The organism is Candidatus Aquiluna sp. UB-MaderosW2red (genome assembly GCF_900100865.1).
GTDB lineage: Bacteria > Actinomycetota > Actinomycetes > Actinomycetales > Microbacteriaceae > Aquiluna.
The window spans coordinates 908010-924956 of sequence record NZ_LT627734.1; the positions used below are offsets into that span (position 1 = coordinate 908010).

Consider the following 16947-nt stretch of genomic DNA (forward strand, 5'->3'; position numbering starts at 1 on the left):
ACACGATCTTCTTGAATTGAGCTGATGCATGTCTGAAATTACTCCCGATCTAGTGAGGCACCTAGCCGAACTGTCTCGAATCCTGGTGACCGATGAGGAAGTCGAACAGCTGGCTATTGAGCTGAATGTGATTGTCGACTCAGTTGCAATCGTCACCAAGGCGGTATCGGGCGAAATAGCGGCAACTAGCCACCCAATCCCGATGGTGAACGTGTTCCGCGAGGATGCCATAGAGCCATCCCTCACTCAGATTCAGGCTCTCTCGGCCGCTCCGGACAGTGCCGAGGGCAAGTTCCGCGTGGCAGCGATTTTGGATGAGGATTAATAAATGTCAGAACTAACGAGAAAATCGGCAAGTGAGCTGGCCTCGCTCATCGCTTCCAAAGAGGTCTCCTCGGTTGAGGTAACGACCGCATTTTTTGATAGGGCTGAAAGGCTCAACCCTAAGACCAATAGTTTTTTATACCTGAATCGTGCGAACGCCATTAGGGCTGCTGAGCTTGCGGACAGAGAGCAGGCTCAAGGCAAAACTCTCTCCGCGCTGCACGGGGTACCAATCGCCGTGAAGGACAACCTAACCACCATGGATGCCCCAACCACCTCGGGCTCAAAGATGCTCGAGGGTTGGATGCCGGAGTATGACGCGACTGTCGTAAAGAAGCTTCGCGCTGCTCGGCTGCCAATTTTGGGTAAGACGAACCTGGATGAATTTGCTATGGGTTCCTCTACCGAGTTTTCGGCCTACGGACCATCTAGAAATCCTTGGGACCTACTGAGGATTCCAGGCGGATCGGGCGGAGGTTCCTCATCGGCTGTAGCTGGGATGCTGGCGCCAATCGCGCTTGGTTCCGATACTGGCGGCTCGATTCGCTTCCCCGCGGCCGTGACGGGTTCCGTAGGGGCCAAGCCAACCTATGGCGCTGTGTCAAGGTATGGCCTAATCGCACTGGCTTCTTCTTTGGATCAGGTCGGCCCAGTATCGAACACGGTCCTTGACTCAGCGTTGCTGCAAGATGTCATTGCCGGGCACGACCCGCACGACTCAACCTCAATTAGAGAATCTTTGGGGTCGATGGCCGAGGCTGTGCGCAATGCGGATGTCAAGGGGCTAAGGGTTGGAATTGTAAAACAGCTCTCCTCCGATGCTTTTCAGCCTGGCATTAAGGCGCTCTTTGAGGACACCGTCCAAAAGTTGCTAGATCAGGGTGTCGAGATTGTCGAAGTGGATTGCCCCAGCTTCGAATACGCAATTGCCGCTTACTATCTCATTCTTCCCGCAGAAGCTTCATCGAATTTGGCAAGATTCGACTCCGTTCGTTTTGGGCTAAGGGTTGCCCCGGAGGGAAACCCGACTATCGAGCGCGTAATGGCGCAAACCCGAGAGGCGGGCTTTGGCCCCGAGGTGAAAAGAAGAATCATTCTGGGAACCTATGCTCTTTCCTCTGGTTACTATGACGCCTATTACGGTTCGGCCCAAAAGGTTCGAACTCTTATTCAGCAAGACCTAGATAGAGCCTTCAGTCAAGTAGATGTTTTGATTACCCCAACTGCACCAACAACCGCCTTCAAGATCGGTGAAAAGATCAACGACCCGATTGCGATGTATCTAAACGACATTGCCACCATCCCCGCAAACATGGCCGGCATTCCTGGAATGTCGGTCCCAAATGGTCTGGCCAAAGAGGACGGCTTGCCATCTGGAGTCCAGATTCTTGCCCCTGCCAAAAAGGATGCGCTGATGTATCGAGCGGGCGCAATTATTGAAAAGCTTTATGTTGATCAGTGGGGAGCCCCGCTGATCGCTCAGGCTCCGAACCTAGAGGTGCTCTAATGGCTAAAGAACAACTAATGGAATACGAAAAGGCTCTCGAGTTATTCGAGGTAGTGATTGGCCTTGAGGTTCATATCGAGCTAAACACCAAATCGAAGATGTTTTGCGGGTGTGCGAATGCCTTTGGTGATGCACCAAACACCAATGTTTGCCCAATCTGCTTGGCCCTACCCGGCGCACTGCCAGCGGTCAATAAAAAAGCGATTGAGTCCTCAATTGCGATTGGCTTGGCCTTGGATTGTCAGATCGCACCAACCGGCAGATTCTCTAGAAAAAACTACTTCTACCCGGATTTAGCCAAGAATTTTCAGACCTCGCAGTACGACGAACCGATTGCTTTTGAGGGCAAGGTTTCGATTGAACTCGAAGACGGTGAAGTTTTCGAAATTGATATTGAGCGTGCCCACATGGAAGAGGATGCTGGAAAGCTAACCCACGTCGGCGGAGCGACCGGGCGCATCCAGGGTGCGGAATACTCCCTGGTCGATTACAACAGAGCCGGGGTTCCACTAGTTGAAATTGTCACCAAGCCGGTCTATGGAACCGGAGCCAGGGCTCCCGAGGTTGCTTCCACTTATGTTCGTTACATTCGAGACATGGTCAAGGCTATGAACGTCTCTGATGCCCGAATGGAGCGCGGCAATGTTCGCTGCGATGCGAACGTGTCGATTCGCCCAAAGGGTCAACAGAAGTTGGGCACCAGAACTGAGACAAAAAACGTCAACAGTTTGCGCTCCATAGAGAATGCTGTGAAGTACGAGATTCAGCGCCAAGCATTCATTTTGTCAAACGGCGGCAGCATCATTCAGGAGACCAGGCACTGGCACGAAGACAGGGGCCACACCTCCTCCGGAAGACCCAAATCTGATGCTGATGACTACCGATATTTCCCAGAACCCGATCTTGTTCCAGTTCAGCCGAGCCTTGAATGGATCGAGGAGATTCGTAAAACTCTTCCAGAGAACCCAGCGCTTCGACGCAAGCGGCTTCAACAGGATTGGGGTTTTGCTGACTTGGAGTTCCGCGATGTTCTAAATTCGGATCTACTCGATCAAATCGAGGCCACGGTCGCAGCTGGCGCTTCGGCTCAATCGGCAAGAAAGTGGTGGACCGGTGAGCTTGCGAGACTAGCCAATGCAAACAATTCGGCAGTTCAGGACCTGGCAATTACCCCCGAACAGGTCGCCAAGATTCAGGCTTTGATTGACTCGGGCAAACTTACCGATCGCATGGCCAGGGATGTTGTGGCAGGGGTTTTGGCCGGCGAGGGTGAGCCAGAGGCTGTTGTTGAAAAGCGTGGTCTCAAGGTCGTCTCAGATGAGGGCGCTTTGATAGCAGCAATCGATGAGGCTTTGGCCAAACAGCCCGAAGTTCTCGAGAAGATTCGCGAGGGCAAGGTTCAGGCCGCAGGGGCTGTTATCGGAGCCGTGATGCAGACCATGCGCGGCCAGGTCGATGCTGCCAGAGTGCGTGAGCTGATCTTGGAGAGAGCCAAGTAGTAACTTAAAATAAAAAAGCCGAGGGGTTATCCTCGGCTTTTTTACTTGGGGTGAGTAACGGGACTTGAACCCGCGGCCCCCTGGACCACAACCAGGTGCTCTACCGGCTGAGCTATACCCACCATGTCTTTATGGAAACAGAACTCCTAAATTGTATCAGCGCTGAGCGATTCCGCTACCTGCTTCGCGGATTGGGAATCAATGCCCGGGGCTTTTACCAAAATGGTTTCGCGGTAGTAGCGCAACTCCTTGATGGATTCCAGGATGTCGGCCAGTGCGCGGTGGTTGCCGGTCTTTTTAGGGAGCTGAAAATAGGTTTTCGGAAACCATCTTCTGGAAAGCTCCTTTAGGCTGCTGACGTCAATATTGCGATAGTGCAGGTATTGGTCAAGGTTTGGCATTTGCCGATTGATGAACATTCGGTCTGTCCCGATGGAGTTTCCGGCCAGGGGAGCGGAGCGCTCAGTCACCCACTGCTTGATGTAATCGAGCACTAGTGCTTCCGCTTTTGCTACAGATATTCCTGTTGGAATTTCGGTTATCAGACCGGAATCTGTATGCATTTTTGTGACAAACTCGCCCATGTTTCTCAGGGCCTTTTTGCCCGGTTTTATCACCAGCTGGAGTCCAGGGTGCATTGCAATAAGGTCGTCGTTTGTTACCACAACCGCAATCTCACAGATCTCATCAACCGAAGTGTTTAGCCCCGTCATTTCGCAATCGACCCAGACTATGTAGTCAGCCACTTATTCCTTCCCAATTCCTAAAGACTTAGTCTTCGGAATGCCTTGACTCTTTGGCGGACTTTTTTTGAGCCTTGATGTTGGCTTTTTCTTGTTTTTGAGCTGCCCTGAGTTCCTTTTTCGAGAGCGGCTTGGGTGGCCCTGTTGGATCTTGCGCCTCCTGCAAGAATTCAGGCATCGCCTCTGAGGTAGCCGGGATGGGGGGTTGCGAGCTGGAGGGCTCACTCCAGGCCATCTGGCTTTCGCCATCCAGCACTACTTCGTCATTTTGCTCTGACCAAGGCAGGCTCGCGTCTTCAATTATTTTTGGGGTCGGTATGGTGTCGGCATCCTGACTCACAGTCTGAGGCTGGGTAGCCGACTGTTTCTGTTGCGCTTCATACTCTGCCAATGTGGTTGTTACCACCTTTGAAGACGGGTTCGGGGCATTCGGAGCGCTCGGGATTGAGTTTTCTGAAAGAGAATCCACGGATTTGGGTGCCGAGTTTGAGCCCGGCACTACTGCGGATGATTCAGACTTAGCTATGGCTTTGATTTCTTTGCGCTCCACGCGGATGACCTTGCGTTCCTTGCGACCTTCAACCAGCCAGTAGAGGGTTGGAACCAGAACCAAAGTGAGCAATGTGGATGAGAACAAGCCTCCAATAACCACTATGGCAAGCGGCTGAGAAATAAAGCCACTTCCTCCGGTTAGGCCAAATGCCATCGGGGTCAAGGCAAAGATGGTGGCTAACGCGGTCATCAGGATTGGGCGTAGTCTCTGCCTTGAGCCATTGAATAGCGAATCTTGGACGCTAAATCCGCGCTTGCGATATTGATTCACAAGGTCTATGAGCACAATCGCGTTTGTGACCACGATTCCAATCAGCATAAGCATTCCGATCAGCGCCGGCACCCCAAGCGGGGTGTCAGTGATCAGCAAAAGCCCCAGGGCGCCGGTGGCGGCAAAGGGGATTGAGATCAAAAGCAGTAGCGGCTGGATTAGGGAGCCGAAAGTCGCGACCATGACGATATAAACAATCGCGATTGCGGCTAACAGCGCCAAGCCCAGTTGCGCGAAAGATTCGGCCTGATCTGCTGCTGCGCCACCAATACTCGCCTCGATGCCTACTGGCAACTCAATGCTTAGGAGCTGCTCGGTAACAGCCGCGCTGATGGCTCCTAGGTCATTTCCCTCTGGAGCCAGCGAAACGGTAGCGGTGCGGTCGCCACGCTCCGAAGTGATTGATGTCGGTTTCAGTACCTCTTGAACGCTAGCGATGCTGCTAAGTGCAACAAAACCTTGCTGGCTGGGTAGCAAAAGCGCCCTGATGTCTGCAATTGTTTCTGGGGTAGTTTGCCCAGTGACATAAACCTGAGCATCTTTGCCTTCAATATTTAGCTGGCCCAGCGAGCTAGGCCTTAGCGATGAGGCGACGATTCCAGTCACCTGAGTCTCCGTGAGCCCGACCTCCGCCGCTTTCACGCGGTCCACTATTATTTCTAGGACCCGCTCATCTGCCTCCAACGTGGTTGTCACGGATGTGATATTTGGAATAGTGCGCATCTGAGTGGCGATTAGATCAACTGCCTCTTGCAGTTTGGATTCATCGCTAGCAAGGATTCGGATGTCCACTGTCTCCGAGGAGCCAAAACCACCGCCCGAAGAGACCGTGATCTCGGAGTCTTGCGGAGCTTCGATCTTGAGAACTTCGGTCTTTATCAGCTCGACATCGAAGTCCGCATTGGCAATCACGTTCATTGCAACACCGCTTGGTGATGCGCCGAAGGCGACTCGGCCATCGGCGGCGGAACCGATTGTGGTCTGAACCACCTCGACGCCCTCAATGGCCAGAATCTGAGACTCGAGGATCTTTGCCGCCTCATCTTCGTCTTGAAGGGTTGCAGAGGCAGGCATCTCAAGGCGAGCGTTGAACTGGTTGGAGCCGCCACCGTCAATAAAGTTAGTTTTAAGTTGCGGCACGAGTGCGACCGTAAAGCCCAGTAGCAGAACTGATGCTGTGATTGTGAGCCAAGGGTGCCTGCGAGTGCCATTTAGAATCGGAATGTAGCCGCGTTGCAAAAAGCTCTTCTTCTCGCGCTCCTCTTCTATGACTCGCTGCTTTTCACCGAAGTTCTTTGGGTCTTCGGCCTTGGCCAAAACTAGACGCTTAGGAGTCCTCAGGAACCAATATGCCAAGACTGGCACGATGGTAAGTGATACCAGTAGCGAAGCCAAAAGTGCGATTGCAACGGTGAAAGCGAATGGCCTGAAAAGCTCACCAATCAGACCTGAAACCAGGGCGATCGGCAAAAAGACTGCGACTGAGGTGATTGTGGAAGCTGTAATTGCCCCAGCAACCTCTTTGACGGCGGTAATGACCGCTTTTTTACGTTTTTCACCATAGGAAAGGTGTCGATTAATGTTTTCAATTACCACAATCGAGTCGTCTACCACGCGACCGATGGCGATTGTCAGAGCACCCAGGGTCAGGATGTTGAGCGAATAATCTGCTACCGAAAGACCGATGAAGGCGATCAACAAAGAGGTTGGAATCGAAATTGCGGTGATCAGGGTCGACTTTACGGAGAACAGGAACACCAGGATAACCAAAATGGCCATCGTGAGTCCCAACAGGCCCTCAATTGTCAAATCTTCGATGGATTTTTCAATGAACGGGGCTTGGTCAAAAACGGTGTTGACCTCAACTTCGCCACCGAGCTGAGCGATTAGATCTGGAATCAGAGCCTGCACCTCGTTGGAGACCGCTACAGAGTTCCCATCGGGTGTTTTGGTGATCGAGACCGCGAGTGATTCAAGGCCGTTGGTTCTTGCAATCGAGGTGACTGGGGAGTCTTCGTATCTCACAGTGGCTACATCGCCAATACTAAGAACCCCGGAACCTGCTATTGGAGAAATCAGGGGCAAGGCCTCAAATTTGGCAACGGTGTCAACTGCTGATCCGATTTGGATAGCGATTGATCCGTCTTGGTCATTTAGTGAACCAACGGGAAGCACCAAACCGCTCGATTGAAGAGCGGTGGAAATGTCTCTAGCGCTGAGGCCGTTTCTAGCCAGAGCTGCTTGGTCCAGATCAAGACTTACCTGCTTGGTTTTGCCACCGGATACCGCTATGTCGCGAATCCCATCTACTTGGCGAAATAGTGCGGGTGCAACATCGGCTAAAAGTTCGCTAATTGCCTCGTTGTCGCCGTTATTAGAGGAAATTGCTAAAGCAATAATGGGAATGGAATCGAAGCTTCCTGAGATGACCCGAGGACTCACGTCCAGGGGCAATCGCTGCTCAACCGATCGAAGCGCGGTGTTGATGCGCTCATTGGCATCGGCAGTCGAGGTGCCGAAAGCGAAAGAAATTCTGATCACCGAGAGCCCGGTAGTTGAGGTGACAGTTGTTGACTCCAGATCCTGAAGTCCAATCACTGCATTTTCTATAAGTCTAGAAACTTGCGCATCCACAACCTCTGGAGCTGCTCCAGGGTAGCTGGTGACAATCGCAGCCGATGGAATTTCTATTGAGGGGATGAGCTCTTGCTTTAGGGAACCAACCGACAAAAAGCCAAAGACTCCGACAATCAGGGTGATGAGTGCTACTACGGCACGATTTGCAAGAGAAAGTTTCGCGAGGATGAACAAGTGATTCCTTATGTTTTGTTTTTGGCATTTTTAAACATGCAGTCTTTAATAATCCCATAGATTAACTGGCAGTTTCCTGAATTAACTTTATCTAGCTATATGGTGAGCTGAGTTGCGAGTTTCGTAGGGCTTCCAAAACGATGCGCAGTGACGCTAACCGCTTGTTCTTTGAAGTATGGCAATAGCTCAATCCGCCCCGATTCGGTTTGTGGGCCATCGTAAATGGCTATGTCACAGCTCGATCTAAGGTCTAAAAGTTCCTTGTTGGTTTGATCTCCAATGAAACGAATCCGAGCGGTTTTTCCACTAAGTTTCGCGGCCCACCGAGCGCTTGATTCAATTGAAACCCTCGCCCCCAATTTGCCGAGCGTCTTCACGAGCTTTGTTGGGAGTGCTGATGCGCTCACACTCACATTGCCTAGGACCGCAGCGCTCATCAGAGCTCTCCAGGTTTCGAGCTCACTCGCTGTTTCATCGATGCGTAAGCTGCAATCAGACCTAAAGTAGCGAAAGACATTTCGCTCGGCCTTTAGGGCCGAAGGGTCGGTGGATTTGCCAAAGACCTCGCTCAGGGCCTGAAGACCACTTTTGGCGCCCCTAATCACGACTCCGAGATCATCGTCGCTAAGCCCGCTCAAGCTCGCCTGGGCCAGCAGGTGATTAATGTGGCCATTGGTTATTTGCCCAACAGTGCTATTTGGTTTGGAGGCGAAGTTGGTGAGCCCCATCAGGTAGTTGGGGCCACCGGCTTTTGATCCCGGGCCAATCGCAGATTTTTTCCAGCCACCAAAAGGCTGTCGTCTGACAATCGCTCCGGTGATTCCGCGATTCACATAAAGATTGCCGGCTTGCACTGAATTGAGCCAACGGTTTATTTCCGATTCATCTAGCGAATGAATACCTGCAGTGAGACCGTAATCAACAGCATTTTGAATCTCCAGAGCCTCTTGCAAGTTGCGGGCGGTCATGACTGCGAGGACGGGTCCGAAATACTCCACCAGGTGGCTAGTGCTTTGTGGCCTTACCCCTTGGACTATGCCGGGAGACCAGAGCTTTCCTGTTTCATCCAATTGCTTGGGTTCCAGAAGCCAGTTTTCTTTGGGCCCCAATGTTGTTAGTGCCTTGAGGAGCTTGGCCTCTGGAGGCGCAATCAGCGGTCCCATCTGTGCCCTTGGGTCACTCGGGTGCGAGACATAAACCGAAGTCACTGCATCCAGCAGCTGCCGAGTAAAGCGCTTGGAGGTGGCAACCGAACCAACCAGGATCACGATCGATGCGGCGGAGCACTTCTGGCCAGCGTGACCAAAGGCCGAATAGGCAACATCCTTGGCGGCCAGATCTAAATCAGCGCTGGGGGTGATGATGAGCGAGTTTTTACCGCTGGTCTCGGCAAGTAGCTTGAGACCGGGATTAAAGGATTTGAATAATTGGGCAGTCTCGTAGCCTCCGGTGAGAATAACTTGACCTACCTTTTGATGGCTCAAAAGCTTTTGCCCAAGCCCTGATTCCGAGATTTGAATTGGAACAAAGACGTTTTTATCCAACACCTCGAGCATGAGCTCTGCCAGCACCGCTCCGCAACGAGCTGCAAGACCAGCGGGTTTGAAAATGACTGCCGAACCCGCAGCCAGTGCGGCCAATGCCGAACCCGCTGGGATTGCAATCGGGAAGTTCCAAGGCGGCGTGACTACCGTTAGTGGAATTGGGTCAGGGTCGGCACCGTCAATCTCGGCAAGATCTTTGGCACGCTCCGCGTAGTAATGGGCAAAGTCGATGGCCTCAGAGACCTCAACATCCGCCTGGTCAAGTGTCTTCCCAGCCTCGGCCATCGAGACTTCGATTAATTTATCCCGATTGCGCTCGAGTGTTACCCCGATTTCATGCAGCAGTTGGCCACGTTGATACGGGTCTTTTTTACCCCATTCAATGCCGGCTGCATGTGTTTTATTGATGAGAATTTCAAGTTCGGATTCCGATTTAAGCGTGTGGTCCTCGACCAGCTGTTGGCCAATTGTGCTGGTCTCTAATCGATTGATAATTCGATAACCCCAGGCCCGGTTTTGAGATATTGCGGAGTCGGTGTCGGGAGTATTTTCGAAGCCAGTAGCCGGGGTCACTGCAAGGTCTAGATTTCGATCTTGGAGTCGGTTAGGGATGGGGATCTCATAACCAAGAATTTCGAGTGAAGTCAAAAAGCGGGTTTTCTCTCTGTCAAAAACGACTGGGTTTATCAGCTCGAAGACGCCGGACAAAAAGTTATCGCTACTGGCACCTTCTTCTAGCCTGCGAATTAGGTAGGCAATCGCAACATCGAATTCTTGAGGGTGAACCACGGGGGTATAAAGAACGAGCGCACCCACGGTTTCCTGCACCGCTTTGGATTGGGTTTCAGCCATACCCAACAGCATTTCAATGTCCATGCCTTCTTGGGCACCGCGCTCCCCGGCCAAAAGCCAAGCGAAGGCAATGTCAAAAAGGTTGTGCCCGGCCACACCGATTTTCACGTTTTGCACGCGTTCTTTGGTTAGCGCATAGTTCAAGACTCGCTTGTAGTTCGAATCCGCTTCCGCCTTTGATCGCACGGTGGCAAGTGGCCAGCCATGAATCTCGGCATCCACCTTCTCCATGGGCAGATTGGCCCCCTTGACTACACGCACCTTTATCGGTGCTCCGCCGTCATGCTTGCGAAGCATCGCCCATTGTTGAAGGTCGATCATTGCCCGGAGGGCGTCCGGCAAATAGGCCTGAAGCACAATCCCAGCCTCGAGAGTTTTGAACTGCGGTTGAGAAAGAAGTTTTTTGAATACTGCGACCGTTACATCTAGATCGTGGTATTCCTCCATGTCGAGATTTATGAACTTGTGGGTGGCCGAAGTGGCCGCAATCTTATAAAGCGGGGTGAGTCTTTGAACCACGTCAGTGACAGTCTCATCGAAGGCCCATTTTGAATGTGGCGACACCGTGGCTGAGACCTTTATCGAAACGTAGTCCACATCCCTCCGCGCCAGGATTTCAGATATTTTCTGTATTCTGCGCTTGGCTTCTTTTTCTCCCAAAACCGCTTCACCCAGCAAATTGATATTGAGCTTGGCGCCGTTTTTGCGAAGCCTGCGAAGGCCCTTGCCCAGCTTGCCCAGGCTGGCGTCAATCACCAAGTGAGCCACAAACTTTTTTAGCACCACACGAGCGATTGGTATAACTATCCAGGGAAAAATTGGGGCTAAAAGCGCTCCTAGAAAAATGAGGGCTCGTAAAATCCAGGGCAAGAATTTCGGTGTGAGTTTGCGAAGGCCATGAAGGTTTCTGGCTGCAACCCTTAGATCCTCTGGCCTGATAACCCCGTCAACAAAGCCGACCGCAAAATCTAAACCATTGGGGTCCTGCAATAATCCCGCGAGCCTTTGAGAAGAGGAAGAGGTTTTGAGTTGCGATGATCGCAATACCCATTGCTGGACAAGTTTTAAAGTCGCGTCAGTGAGTTCCGCGCGTCCATCGATGGATGGAATTTGCGTGGTGTTTAGTGACATTCATACCTCGATACGCATCATTGCAGACAGGTCCAACTCTAGGACAAGTGTGAATCACCGAGGAGCATATTCTCTCCAGTGTCTTGCATGGTTCACAGCTCTTTAAGGCTTTGGAAAAACCCCGGTGGTTCTGAACTGAACCCAAAAAGTTGGACACCAAAAAAGGAGTCCAAACAGAAAGGGTTCAGTTCATTGCCCACCGGGGTTTAGGTTTACTAATTAGTTCAACAGGCCCTTGGAAACCAGCCAGTCTCTCGCGATAACGGCGGCGGAAAGCTGCTCTTCAACGCTTCTAACATTCATCGCAACTAGATCTTCGGCACTCATCGCTAGCGAGATTGCGTTGATTAGCGCTCTGGCATCAGCGTTGACCGCCTCGGAGGCAATCGGCACCAGGTTCGAGGCTAGAAAAAGACCCTGCGGGTCCTTGAGGGTAACCAGGCCGAGTTGCTGAATTCTTGGGTCAGCGCTGTACACGTTGGCCATGTCTATCAAGCCAGCAACCAAAGATTCCACAGTGGTCTCACCGGTAGCTTCAAAGGCGACATTAACACCATAGGTAGTCAGTAGTCCCTGTGGCCCATATGGCCTCCCGGTGAGCTCTGGTGGGCCACCGAGGGTTACCTTTGCCAAGCCGGCAAGGTCTCCAATTGACACAAGATTGTTGGCAGCTGCGAACTCTTTGGTGACGTTATAGGAGTCTTGGTCCGAGGCTCCCGAAAGAGTGAGCGCGGTTAGGCCCTCGGGTAGCGCAGCTACCAGAGCGTTATAAACATCCTCTTGGGAGGTTTCTGATGCTTCCGGGTTGAAATACTGCAAAAGGTTTCCGGAATACTCAGGAAAAAGGTCAACCTCGCCAGCCACTATCGCCGGAACGTAAACATCGCGTTGGCCTAGTGAGAATTGTCGTTCTACCAAGAAGCCCGCATCCTCTAGCACCAGGGCGTATGCCTCGGCTACGATCTCGTTGGAGTAGTAGGCCTGTGAGCCAATAACTATGGTTTCGCTTCCGGCATCGGCACAGCCAGCCAGACCCAAAATCGCCACCGCGCTTAGCGCTATCGAACTCTTTGTCATTTTTTTCATTAGTTTTACCTATCTATTTCTACTGCGGCCAGTTTAACCGCGGTAAGTTTTTGAGCCAATCCGATGAGTCGATCGCCCAAAATTGTTATAAAGACGATGATTATGGCGCTGGCTGTGACCTGAGCAAAATCCCGCAGCGCCAAGCCCTGAATGATTCCAAACCCAAGACCTCCGAGTCCAATAAGTGGCGCCAAAACTACGGTGGATACGACTTGGATATAAGCAATCCTTGCACCACCAATAATCGATGTTGCTGATAGCGGCAGCTCAACATGCCAAATTAGCTGTTTAGCTGTCATTCCTTGAGCCTTAGCCGCCTGACTAATTGTCTGCGGGATCGCCTTGATGCCGGCATAGGAGCCCGCGAGAATCGGAGGTATAGCAATTATTGCCAAAGCCAGCGTTACGGCAAAGTCCCTAAACTCAATTCCCATCAACATCACCAGGGCAAAAAGCAATCCCATGGTTGGAATCGCTCTGGAGATTGAGGATATGGCCACCACAACTGCTTCGCCCTTACCCAGGTGCCCGATGGCCACTCCAATAGGCACCGCGATCAAAGCCGCAATCAGGATTGCTGTAAAGCTCAGTGCCATGTGCTCAAAGAACAGGTTCACTAGGCCATAGCGACCCTCCCAGTTGGTCGGGTCTAGCAACCACCGCCAGACTTCGGAGACGCTAAGCATGCTTCACCGACTTCTTGCTCCAAGGGGTTAGCACCCTACTCAGGAGCCAGAGGCCCGCATCCAGCAAAATCGCGATCACAAAAATTGCAAATAACCCAGTGATGATTTCCTCAGGTATTTTGCGCTGAAACCCATCTAAAAATAGGTAGCCAAGGTTACGTACTCCAACAACAGCGCCAATTGAAGCCATTGACACAGTGCTCGCAGCAGCAACCCTGAGGCCAGCTATCAAGCCCGGAACCGCTAGCGGAAGCTCCACGTGGATGATTCTTTGCCAGGGGCTCATGCCTTGAGCTCTGGCGATAAAGATGGCGGGGGAGGGAACTTGATTGAAAGCATCTCGGGCCGAGAAGAACATTGAGGCCACAACATAAAGACTTAGAGCAATCACAACGTTTATTGGACCAACATAATTCGTGCCAATCAATGCCGGTAGGGCAACAAATAAAGCCAGTGACGGAATCGCGTATAGCGCGCCGAGGGTTCCATTTACTGAACCTGCAAAACGCTTCGGAACAATCCTCGCCAGGAAAATCGCTACAACCGAACCAATAATCAGTGGGACCAGAGAAACCCACAAATGAGTGATTGTGAGATCGTAGATTAGTTCTAGGTTCTTTAGTGCCCATTCCATTTAGACACCGAGCAGCTTTTTGACAAAGTCGTTTTTGGGGGAGGATTTTATCTCTAAAGGAGTGCCGGCTTGCTCAATTTTGCCGTTATCTGATAGCACTACTAGCTGGTCGGCAAGTTTGAGAGCTTCGTGGCGATCGTGAGTAATAAACATGATTGTGAGCCCAAGGCTCAGTTGGATTCGGATTAGCTCGTCTTGCAATTCTTCACGAACAATCGGATCAACCGCTCCAAAGGGCTCATCCATCAAAAGGATATTGGGCTTTATGGCAAGCGCCCTTGCTACTCCAACTCTTTGCTGCTGGCCGCCAGATAATTGCGCTGGGAAGCGCTCGTGAAACTCTTCATCAATCCCAACCAAATTCAGCATATCTTTCGAGTTTTTGAGTGCTTCGGGTTTGGTTTGTCCGGAGATTTCTGCAATGAGTCTGATGTTCTCTAGGACGCTCTTATGGGGCAACAGCCCAACCTCTTGCATTACGTAACCAATTGATCGGCGAAGTTTCACTGGCTCTAGCGCAGCGATATCATTCGAATCAATAAACACCGCGCCCTCAGAAGGCTCCACCATCTTGTTTACCATGCGTATCAAGGTGGTCTTGCCTGATCCCGACAGGCCCATCAGGACGGTAATTTTGTGAGTTGGGAGAGTCAATGAGAAGTCTATGACGGCCTCGGCATCACCATAACTCTTAGAGACGTGTTTAAATTCAATCAAAGCTTGATCCCTAGCTAAGACTTAACTTTTGGTTACCTCTACGCCACGCCAAAACGCGACGTGGCCGGCGATGTTTAGGGCTCGCTCTTTTGGCTCCCGGTAGATCCAAGCAGCATCGTTATTTACTTCACCGTCAACGCTCAGGTTAAAGTAATTAGCCTCGCCCTTCCATGGGCAGCTTGACTTCATGTCTGATTCCGCGAGGTACTCCTCATGCACTGAGTCCATAGGAAAGTACTGGTTTCCCTCAACTTCAACAGTGCTGTCCGACTGGGCAACTACTTTGCCGTTCCATCTAGCTACATACATTGTTTTCTCCTTAGGTGTAAATCTCTAGAGTCTCTAACCGAAGCGATGAGTTATTAGTTCCCCTAGGTTCCGATACTTCTAAACCTAGCCGCAGCTCTAGTTGGGGCGCCAATTAACCCTTAGCGGCTGAGCGAGCTATTCGATCCCGCAATGCGATTGCTAAACCGTCACCTAAGGGCTGCACAATTCGCACCACCTTTAATTCCAGTTCGTCCGCTTTTCTGAGAGAGACGTAAAGCTCACGCGCGTAATCTTCGATGGTCTTTGGCTCGCAAAGTCTTATTGCGCCAAAGGGTGTTGGAACATCACTCAGAGCGATAAAACCTTCACCAAAAAGCGCGTCTTTGTCTATTAGTACTCGTGCTTTTGGGGAGTAGTGCCTTTTATGGGATCCCGAAACTCGCAATCTTTGCTCTGGGGGTTCAGTGACAACAATCCCGGTCGAGATCTCAATCATTTCGGCACTAATGGCTCCTGGCCTGAGGATTATCGGGCTGGATCCCGTGCAGTCAATGATGGTGGATTCGATTCCGACTTGAGATAAACCTCCTTCCAAGATCAAATCGGTCGGGGCAAGATATTCCCTAAGTTCCAGCTCAACCGCCGCTTTGGTGGTTGGCGAAACGGCACCATAGCGGTTGGCACTTGGAGCCGCAAGTCCGTGGCCGCCTTGTTTCTGAAATTCCAAAATCAATCCCAACGCTATCGGGTGATTTGGGACCCGCAAGCCGACACTGTCTTGCCCTCCGGTTATAAAACTCTTCGCATTTGGACTTCTGGAGAGTATTAAAGTCATTGGCCCAGGCCAATAATCCCTCATCAGAGCGTGGGCATATTCTGGAGTCGATCTGGCCCAAAATAAAACATCTTTCGAATCGGCAATGTGGATTATCACGGGGTGGTCAGCTGGCCGATTCTTGACATTGTAGATCGTGCTGACTGCGAAGGGGTTTTCGGCATCGGCCCCTAGGCCATACACGGTTTCGGTCGGAAAGGCTACCAGGCCACCTTTCAGAAGGAGCCGAGCGGCCTCTTGCATCAGCAAGTTACTCGTGCCTAATCCTTTGAGATTCACGTCTCATATCGTATGCGCTTGTTCCCTAAGTTCAGGACTTCGCCATCATGCGTAATCCCGCACGCGACTCAGCTCAGAGGGGCAGGTTTCAAAGTTCGCGCCCCTAGAAGCGAAGCCCTGCAGCCACTGGGGAAAAACTCAATAGCTGCTCGGCTGGAACAAAACTAACTAGACCGCCGTTGGTCAAGGTTGCCCTGACCGCAAGCTCAAGTCTTGGCTCATCGGTAAGTTCCTCCGAGACCACTAGCTGCGCGACTCTTCCGGCCTCAGCCAGCTCTAGGACCTCTTGGATACCGCCAGCGTAGGTGCCTTTACTTTTTGCCAGATCTAAGTTTTTCACGACCAGCTCATTTTTGTTTCTGAAGTGCTCCTGTATTCTTGGCCACACTGTTTGAGATAGTTGACCCTCTGACATAAAGTCGTAACTGCCTTCAATTGCAAGCACCGGTTTTTGATCTGGAGCCACGTCTTTCCAGAAGGCCAAAAAGCGCTCGACCCCGGTTGTCACTAGCGGCAAGGTCTCCTTGGTTTGGGTCTTCGAAAGAGCTTCTGCAACTCTTCGAAAGAACTTGCGGTGCTCTTCATCTTCAACCACCGAGGTGCGCTGGCCAAAATCAGTTGGTGAGCCCTGCTCTCCGCCGCGGCCCAAGTGTTCGATGGGAAAATCTCCATTAATCTCTGTCAGTGTTTCTCTATCCCCGCGGAACAGCCTGGTGGGAGACTCGGATAGAACCAGAAGGTGGTAAGCAAAGGACATATTTGCTGTTCTGGCTAGCTCTGAGATGGCAAAATTGTTGGAAACGCTCGCTTGCAATAACGGCTGGTGGTTGAGGTCGTATTTCCAATAACCCTCGGCAGACACAAGAAGTGCAACCCCATCTAAAGTGTTGTTCCAGTCGATTGATTCGATGCTGGCGTGAAGGTTGGCGATGAGATTCTCATAATCGCGCTTTGGTCCAAGGACTTCGATTTTCTCAAGTGCCTGGGTTATCAAATTCTTGACTACTATTTTGTCACCCTGATTTTCGGGAGACCTGCGGTGAGTCGGCGCATAGATTGAAACCGCGACATCGGCTTTTAGATTCATTGCTTCTAGTAGGTCTGATTTATTCATATTGTCTACTCCTTTTTGAAAGCGCCGCAGCTTTCCAATTCGAATCAGCAAAGACCTTGCCAGTTCTCAGGGTAGGTAATGTTCAGGCTTTT

The 16947-nt window shown here is 51.4% G+C and carries 13 protein-coding genes and 1 tRNA gene; 3 read left to right on the top strand and 11 right to left on the bottom strand.

Features of this window, described 5'->3' with window-relative positions:
* The first annotated feature begins 28 nt into the window (after nucleotides 1–28).
* Genes gatC through gatB form a run of 3 tightly spaced genes read left to right on the top strand, consistent with a single transcriptional unit; the run spans nucleotide 29 to nucleotide 3330 of the window.
* Nucleotides 29–325, top strand: a complete 297-nt coding sequence (gene gatC / locus BLP47_RS04695; protein ID WP_091850857.1) for an Asp-tRNA(Asn)/Glu-tRNA(Gln) amidotransferase subunit GatC — start codon at nucleotides 29–31, stop codon at nucleotides 323–325.
* A gap of 3 nt (nucleotides 326–328) precedes the next feature.
* The gene (gene gatA / locus BLP47_RS04700) at nucleotides 329–1831 is read left to right on the top strand and encodes an Asp-tRNA(Asn)/Glu-tRNA(Gln) amidotransferase subunit GatA (RefSeq protein ID WP_091850860.1); all 1503 of its coding nucleotides are present in this window, start codon (nucleotides 329–331) and stop codon (nucleotides 1829–1831) included.
* A complete protein-coding gene (gene gatB, locus BLP47_RS04705; protein ID WP_091850863.1) occupies nucleotides 1831–3330 on the top strand; it encodes an Asp-tRNA(Asn)/Glu-tRNA(Gln) amidotransferase subunit GatB in 1500 nt (499 codons plus the stop codon). Before gatA ends, gatB begins: the two co-directional genes overlap by 1 nt.
* 46 nt (nucleotides 3331–3376) lie before the next feature.
* Here gatB and BLP47_RS04710 read toward each other — a convergent pair.
* The 11 genes from BLP47_RS04710 to BLP47_RS04760 form a co-directional block, all read right to left on the bottom strand.
* Nucleotides 3377–3452, bottom strand: a tRNA-His gene (locus tag BLP47_RS04710).
* Between the two features lie 24 nt (nucleotides 3453–3476).
* Entirely contained in the window at nucleotides 3477–4076 is a 600-nt protein-coding gene (gene orn / locus BLP47_RS04715) for an oligoribonuclease (RefSeq protein ID WP_091850866.1), read from the bottom strand.
* 25 nt (nucleotides 4077–4101) lie between these two features.
* Entirely contained in the window at nucleotides 4102–7707 is a 3606-nt protein-coding gene (locus BLP47_RS04720; RefSeq protein ID WP_091850869.1) for an efflux RND transporter permease subunit, read from the bottom strand.
* A gap of 95 nt (nucleotides 7708–7802) precedes the next feature.
* Entirely contained in the window at nucleotides 7803–11234 is a 3432-nt protein-coding gene (locus BLP47_RS04725; protein ID WP_091850871.1) for a bifunctional proline dehydrogenase/L-glutamate gamma-semialdehyde dehydrogenase, read from the bottom strand.
* A 219-nt stretch (nucleotides 11235–11453) separates the two neighbouring features.
* The gene (locus tag BLP47_RS04730; RefSeq protein WP_091850874.1) at nucleotides 11454–12320 is read right to left on the bottom strand and encodes an ABC transporter substrate-binding protein; all 867 of its coding nucleotides are present in this window, start codon (nucleotides 12318–12320) and stop codon (nucleotides 11454–11456) included.
* Nucleotides 12321–12325: 5 nt separating this feature from the next.
* A complete protein-coding gene (locus BLP47_RS04735) occupies nucleotides 12326–13006 on the bottom strand; it encodes an ABC transporter permease (RefSeq protein ID WP_091850877.1) in 681 nt (226 codons plus the stop codon).
* Nucleotides 12999–13640 (bottom strand): ABC transporter permease, encoded by a 642-nt coding sequence (locus tag BLP47_RS04740; RefSeq protein ID WP_091850880.1) that lies wholly within the window; start codon nucleotides 13638–13640, stop codon nucleotides 12999–13001. The genes BLP47_RS04735 and BLP47_RS04740 overlap by 8 nt, the downstream gene beginning before the upstream one ends.
* Complete coding sequence (locus BLP47_RS04745) at nucleotides 13641–14357, bottom strand: ABC transporter ATP-binding protein (protein WP_091850883.1); 717 nt, start codon at nucleotides 14355–14357, stop codon at nucleotides 13641–13643.
* Nucleotides 14358–14378: 21 nt separating this feature from the next.
* Nucleotides 14379–14666 (bottom strand): DUF427 domain-containing protein, encoded by a 288-nt coding sequence (locus BLP47_RS04750; protein WP_091850886.1) that lies wholly within the window; start codon nucleotides 14664–14666, stop codon nucleotides 14379–14381.
* Between the two features lie 112 nt (nucleotides 14667–14778).
* Nucleotides 14779–15741, bottom strand: coding sequence for an L-threonylcarbamoyladenylate synthase (locus BLP47_RS04755; RefSeq protein WP_197672363.1), 963 nt, complete (start codon nucleotides 15739–15741; stop codon nucleotides 14779–14781).
* Nucleotides 15742–15844: 103 nt separating this feature from the next.
* Complete coding sequence (locus BLP47_RS04760) at nucleotides 15845–16855, bottom strand: hypothetical protein (RefSeq protein WP_157671497.1); 1011 nt, start codon at nucleotides 16853–16855, stop codon at nucleotides 15845–15847.
* Nucleotides 16856–16947: the final 92 nt, after the last annotated feature.

What these genes read in the sequence shown, in the direction of transcription:
- gatA (WP_091850860.1), top strand. Translation starts at nt 329, where the DNA reads ATGTCAGAACTAACGAGAAAATCGGCAAGTGAGCTGGCCTCGCTCATC.
- gatC (WP_091850857.1), top strand. Translation starts at nt 29, where the DNA reads ATGTCTGAAATTACTCCCGATCTAGTGAGGCACCTAGCCGAACTGTCT.
- BLP47_RS04725 (WP_091850871.1), bottom strand. Translation starts at nt 11,234, where the DNA reads ATGTCACTAAACACCACGCAAATTCCATCCATCGATGGACGCGCGGAA.
- BLP47_RS04740 (WP_091850880.1), bottom strand. Translation starts at nt 13,640, where the DNA reads ATGGAATGGGCACTAAAGAACCTAGAACTAATCTACGATCTCACAATC.
- BLP47_RS04760 (WP_157671497.1), bottom strand. Translation starts at nt 16,855, where the DNA reads ATGAATAAATCAGACCTACTAGAAGCAATGAATCTAAAAGCCGATGTC.
- BLP47_RS04730 (WP_091850874.1), bottom strand. Translation starts at nt 12,320, where the DNA reads ATGAAAAAAATGACAAAGAGTTCGATAGCGCTAAGCGCGGTGGCGATT.
- gatB (WP_091850863.1), top strand. Translation starts at nt 1,831, where the DNA reads ATGGCTAAAGAACAACTAATGGAATACGAAAAGGCTCTCGAGTTATTC.
- BLP47_RS04735 (WP_091850877.1), bottom strand. Translation starts at nt 13,006, where the DNA reads ATGCTTAGCGTCTCCGAAGTCTGGCGGTGGTTGCTAGACCCGACCAAC.
- BLP47_RS04750 (WP_091850886.1), bottom strand. Translation starts at nt 14,666, where the DNA reads ATGTATGTAGCTAGATGGAACGGCAAAGTAGTTGCCCAGTCGGACAGC.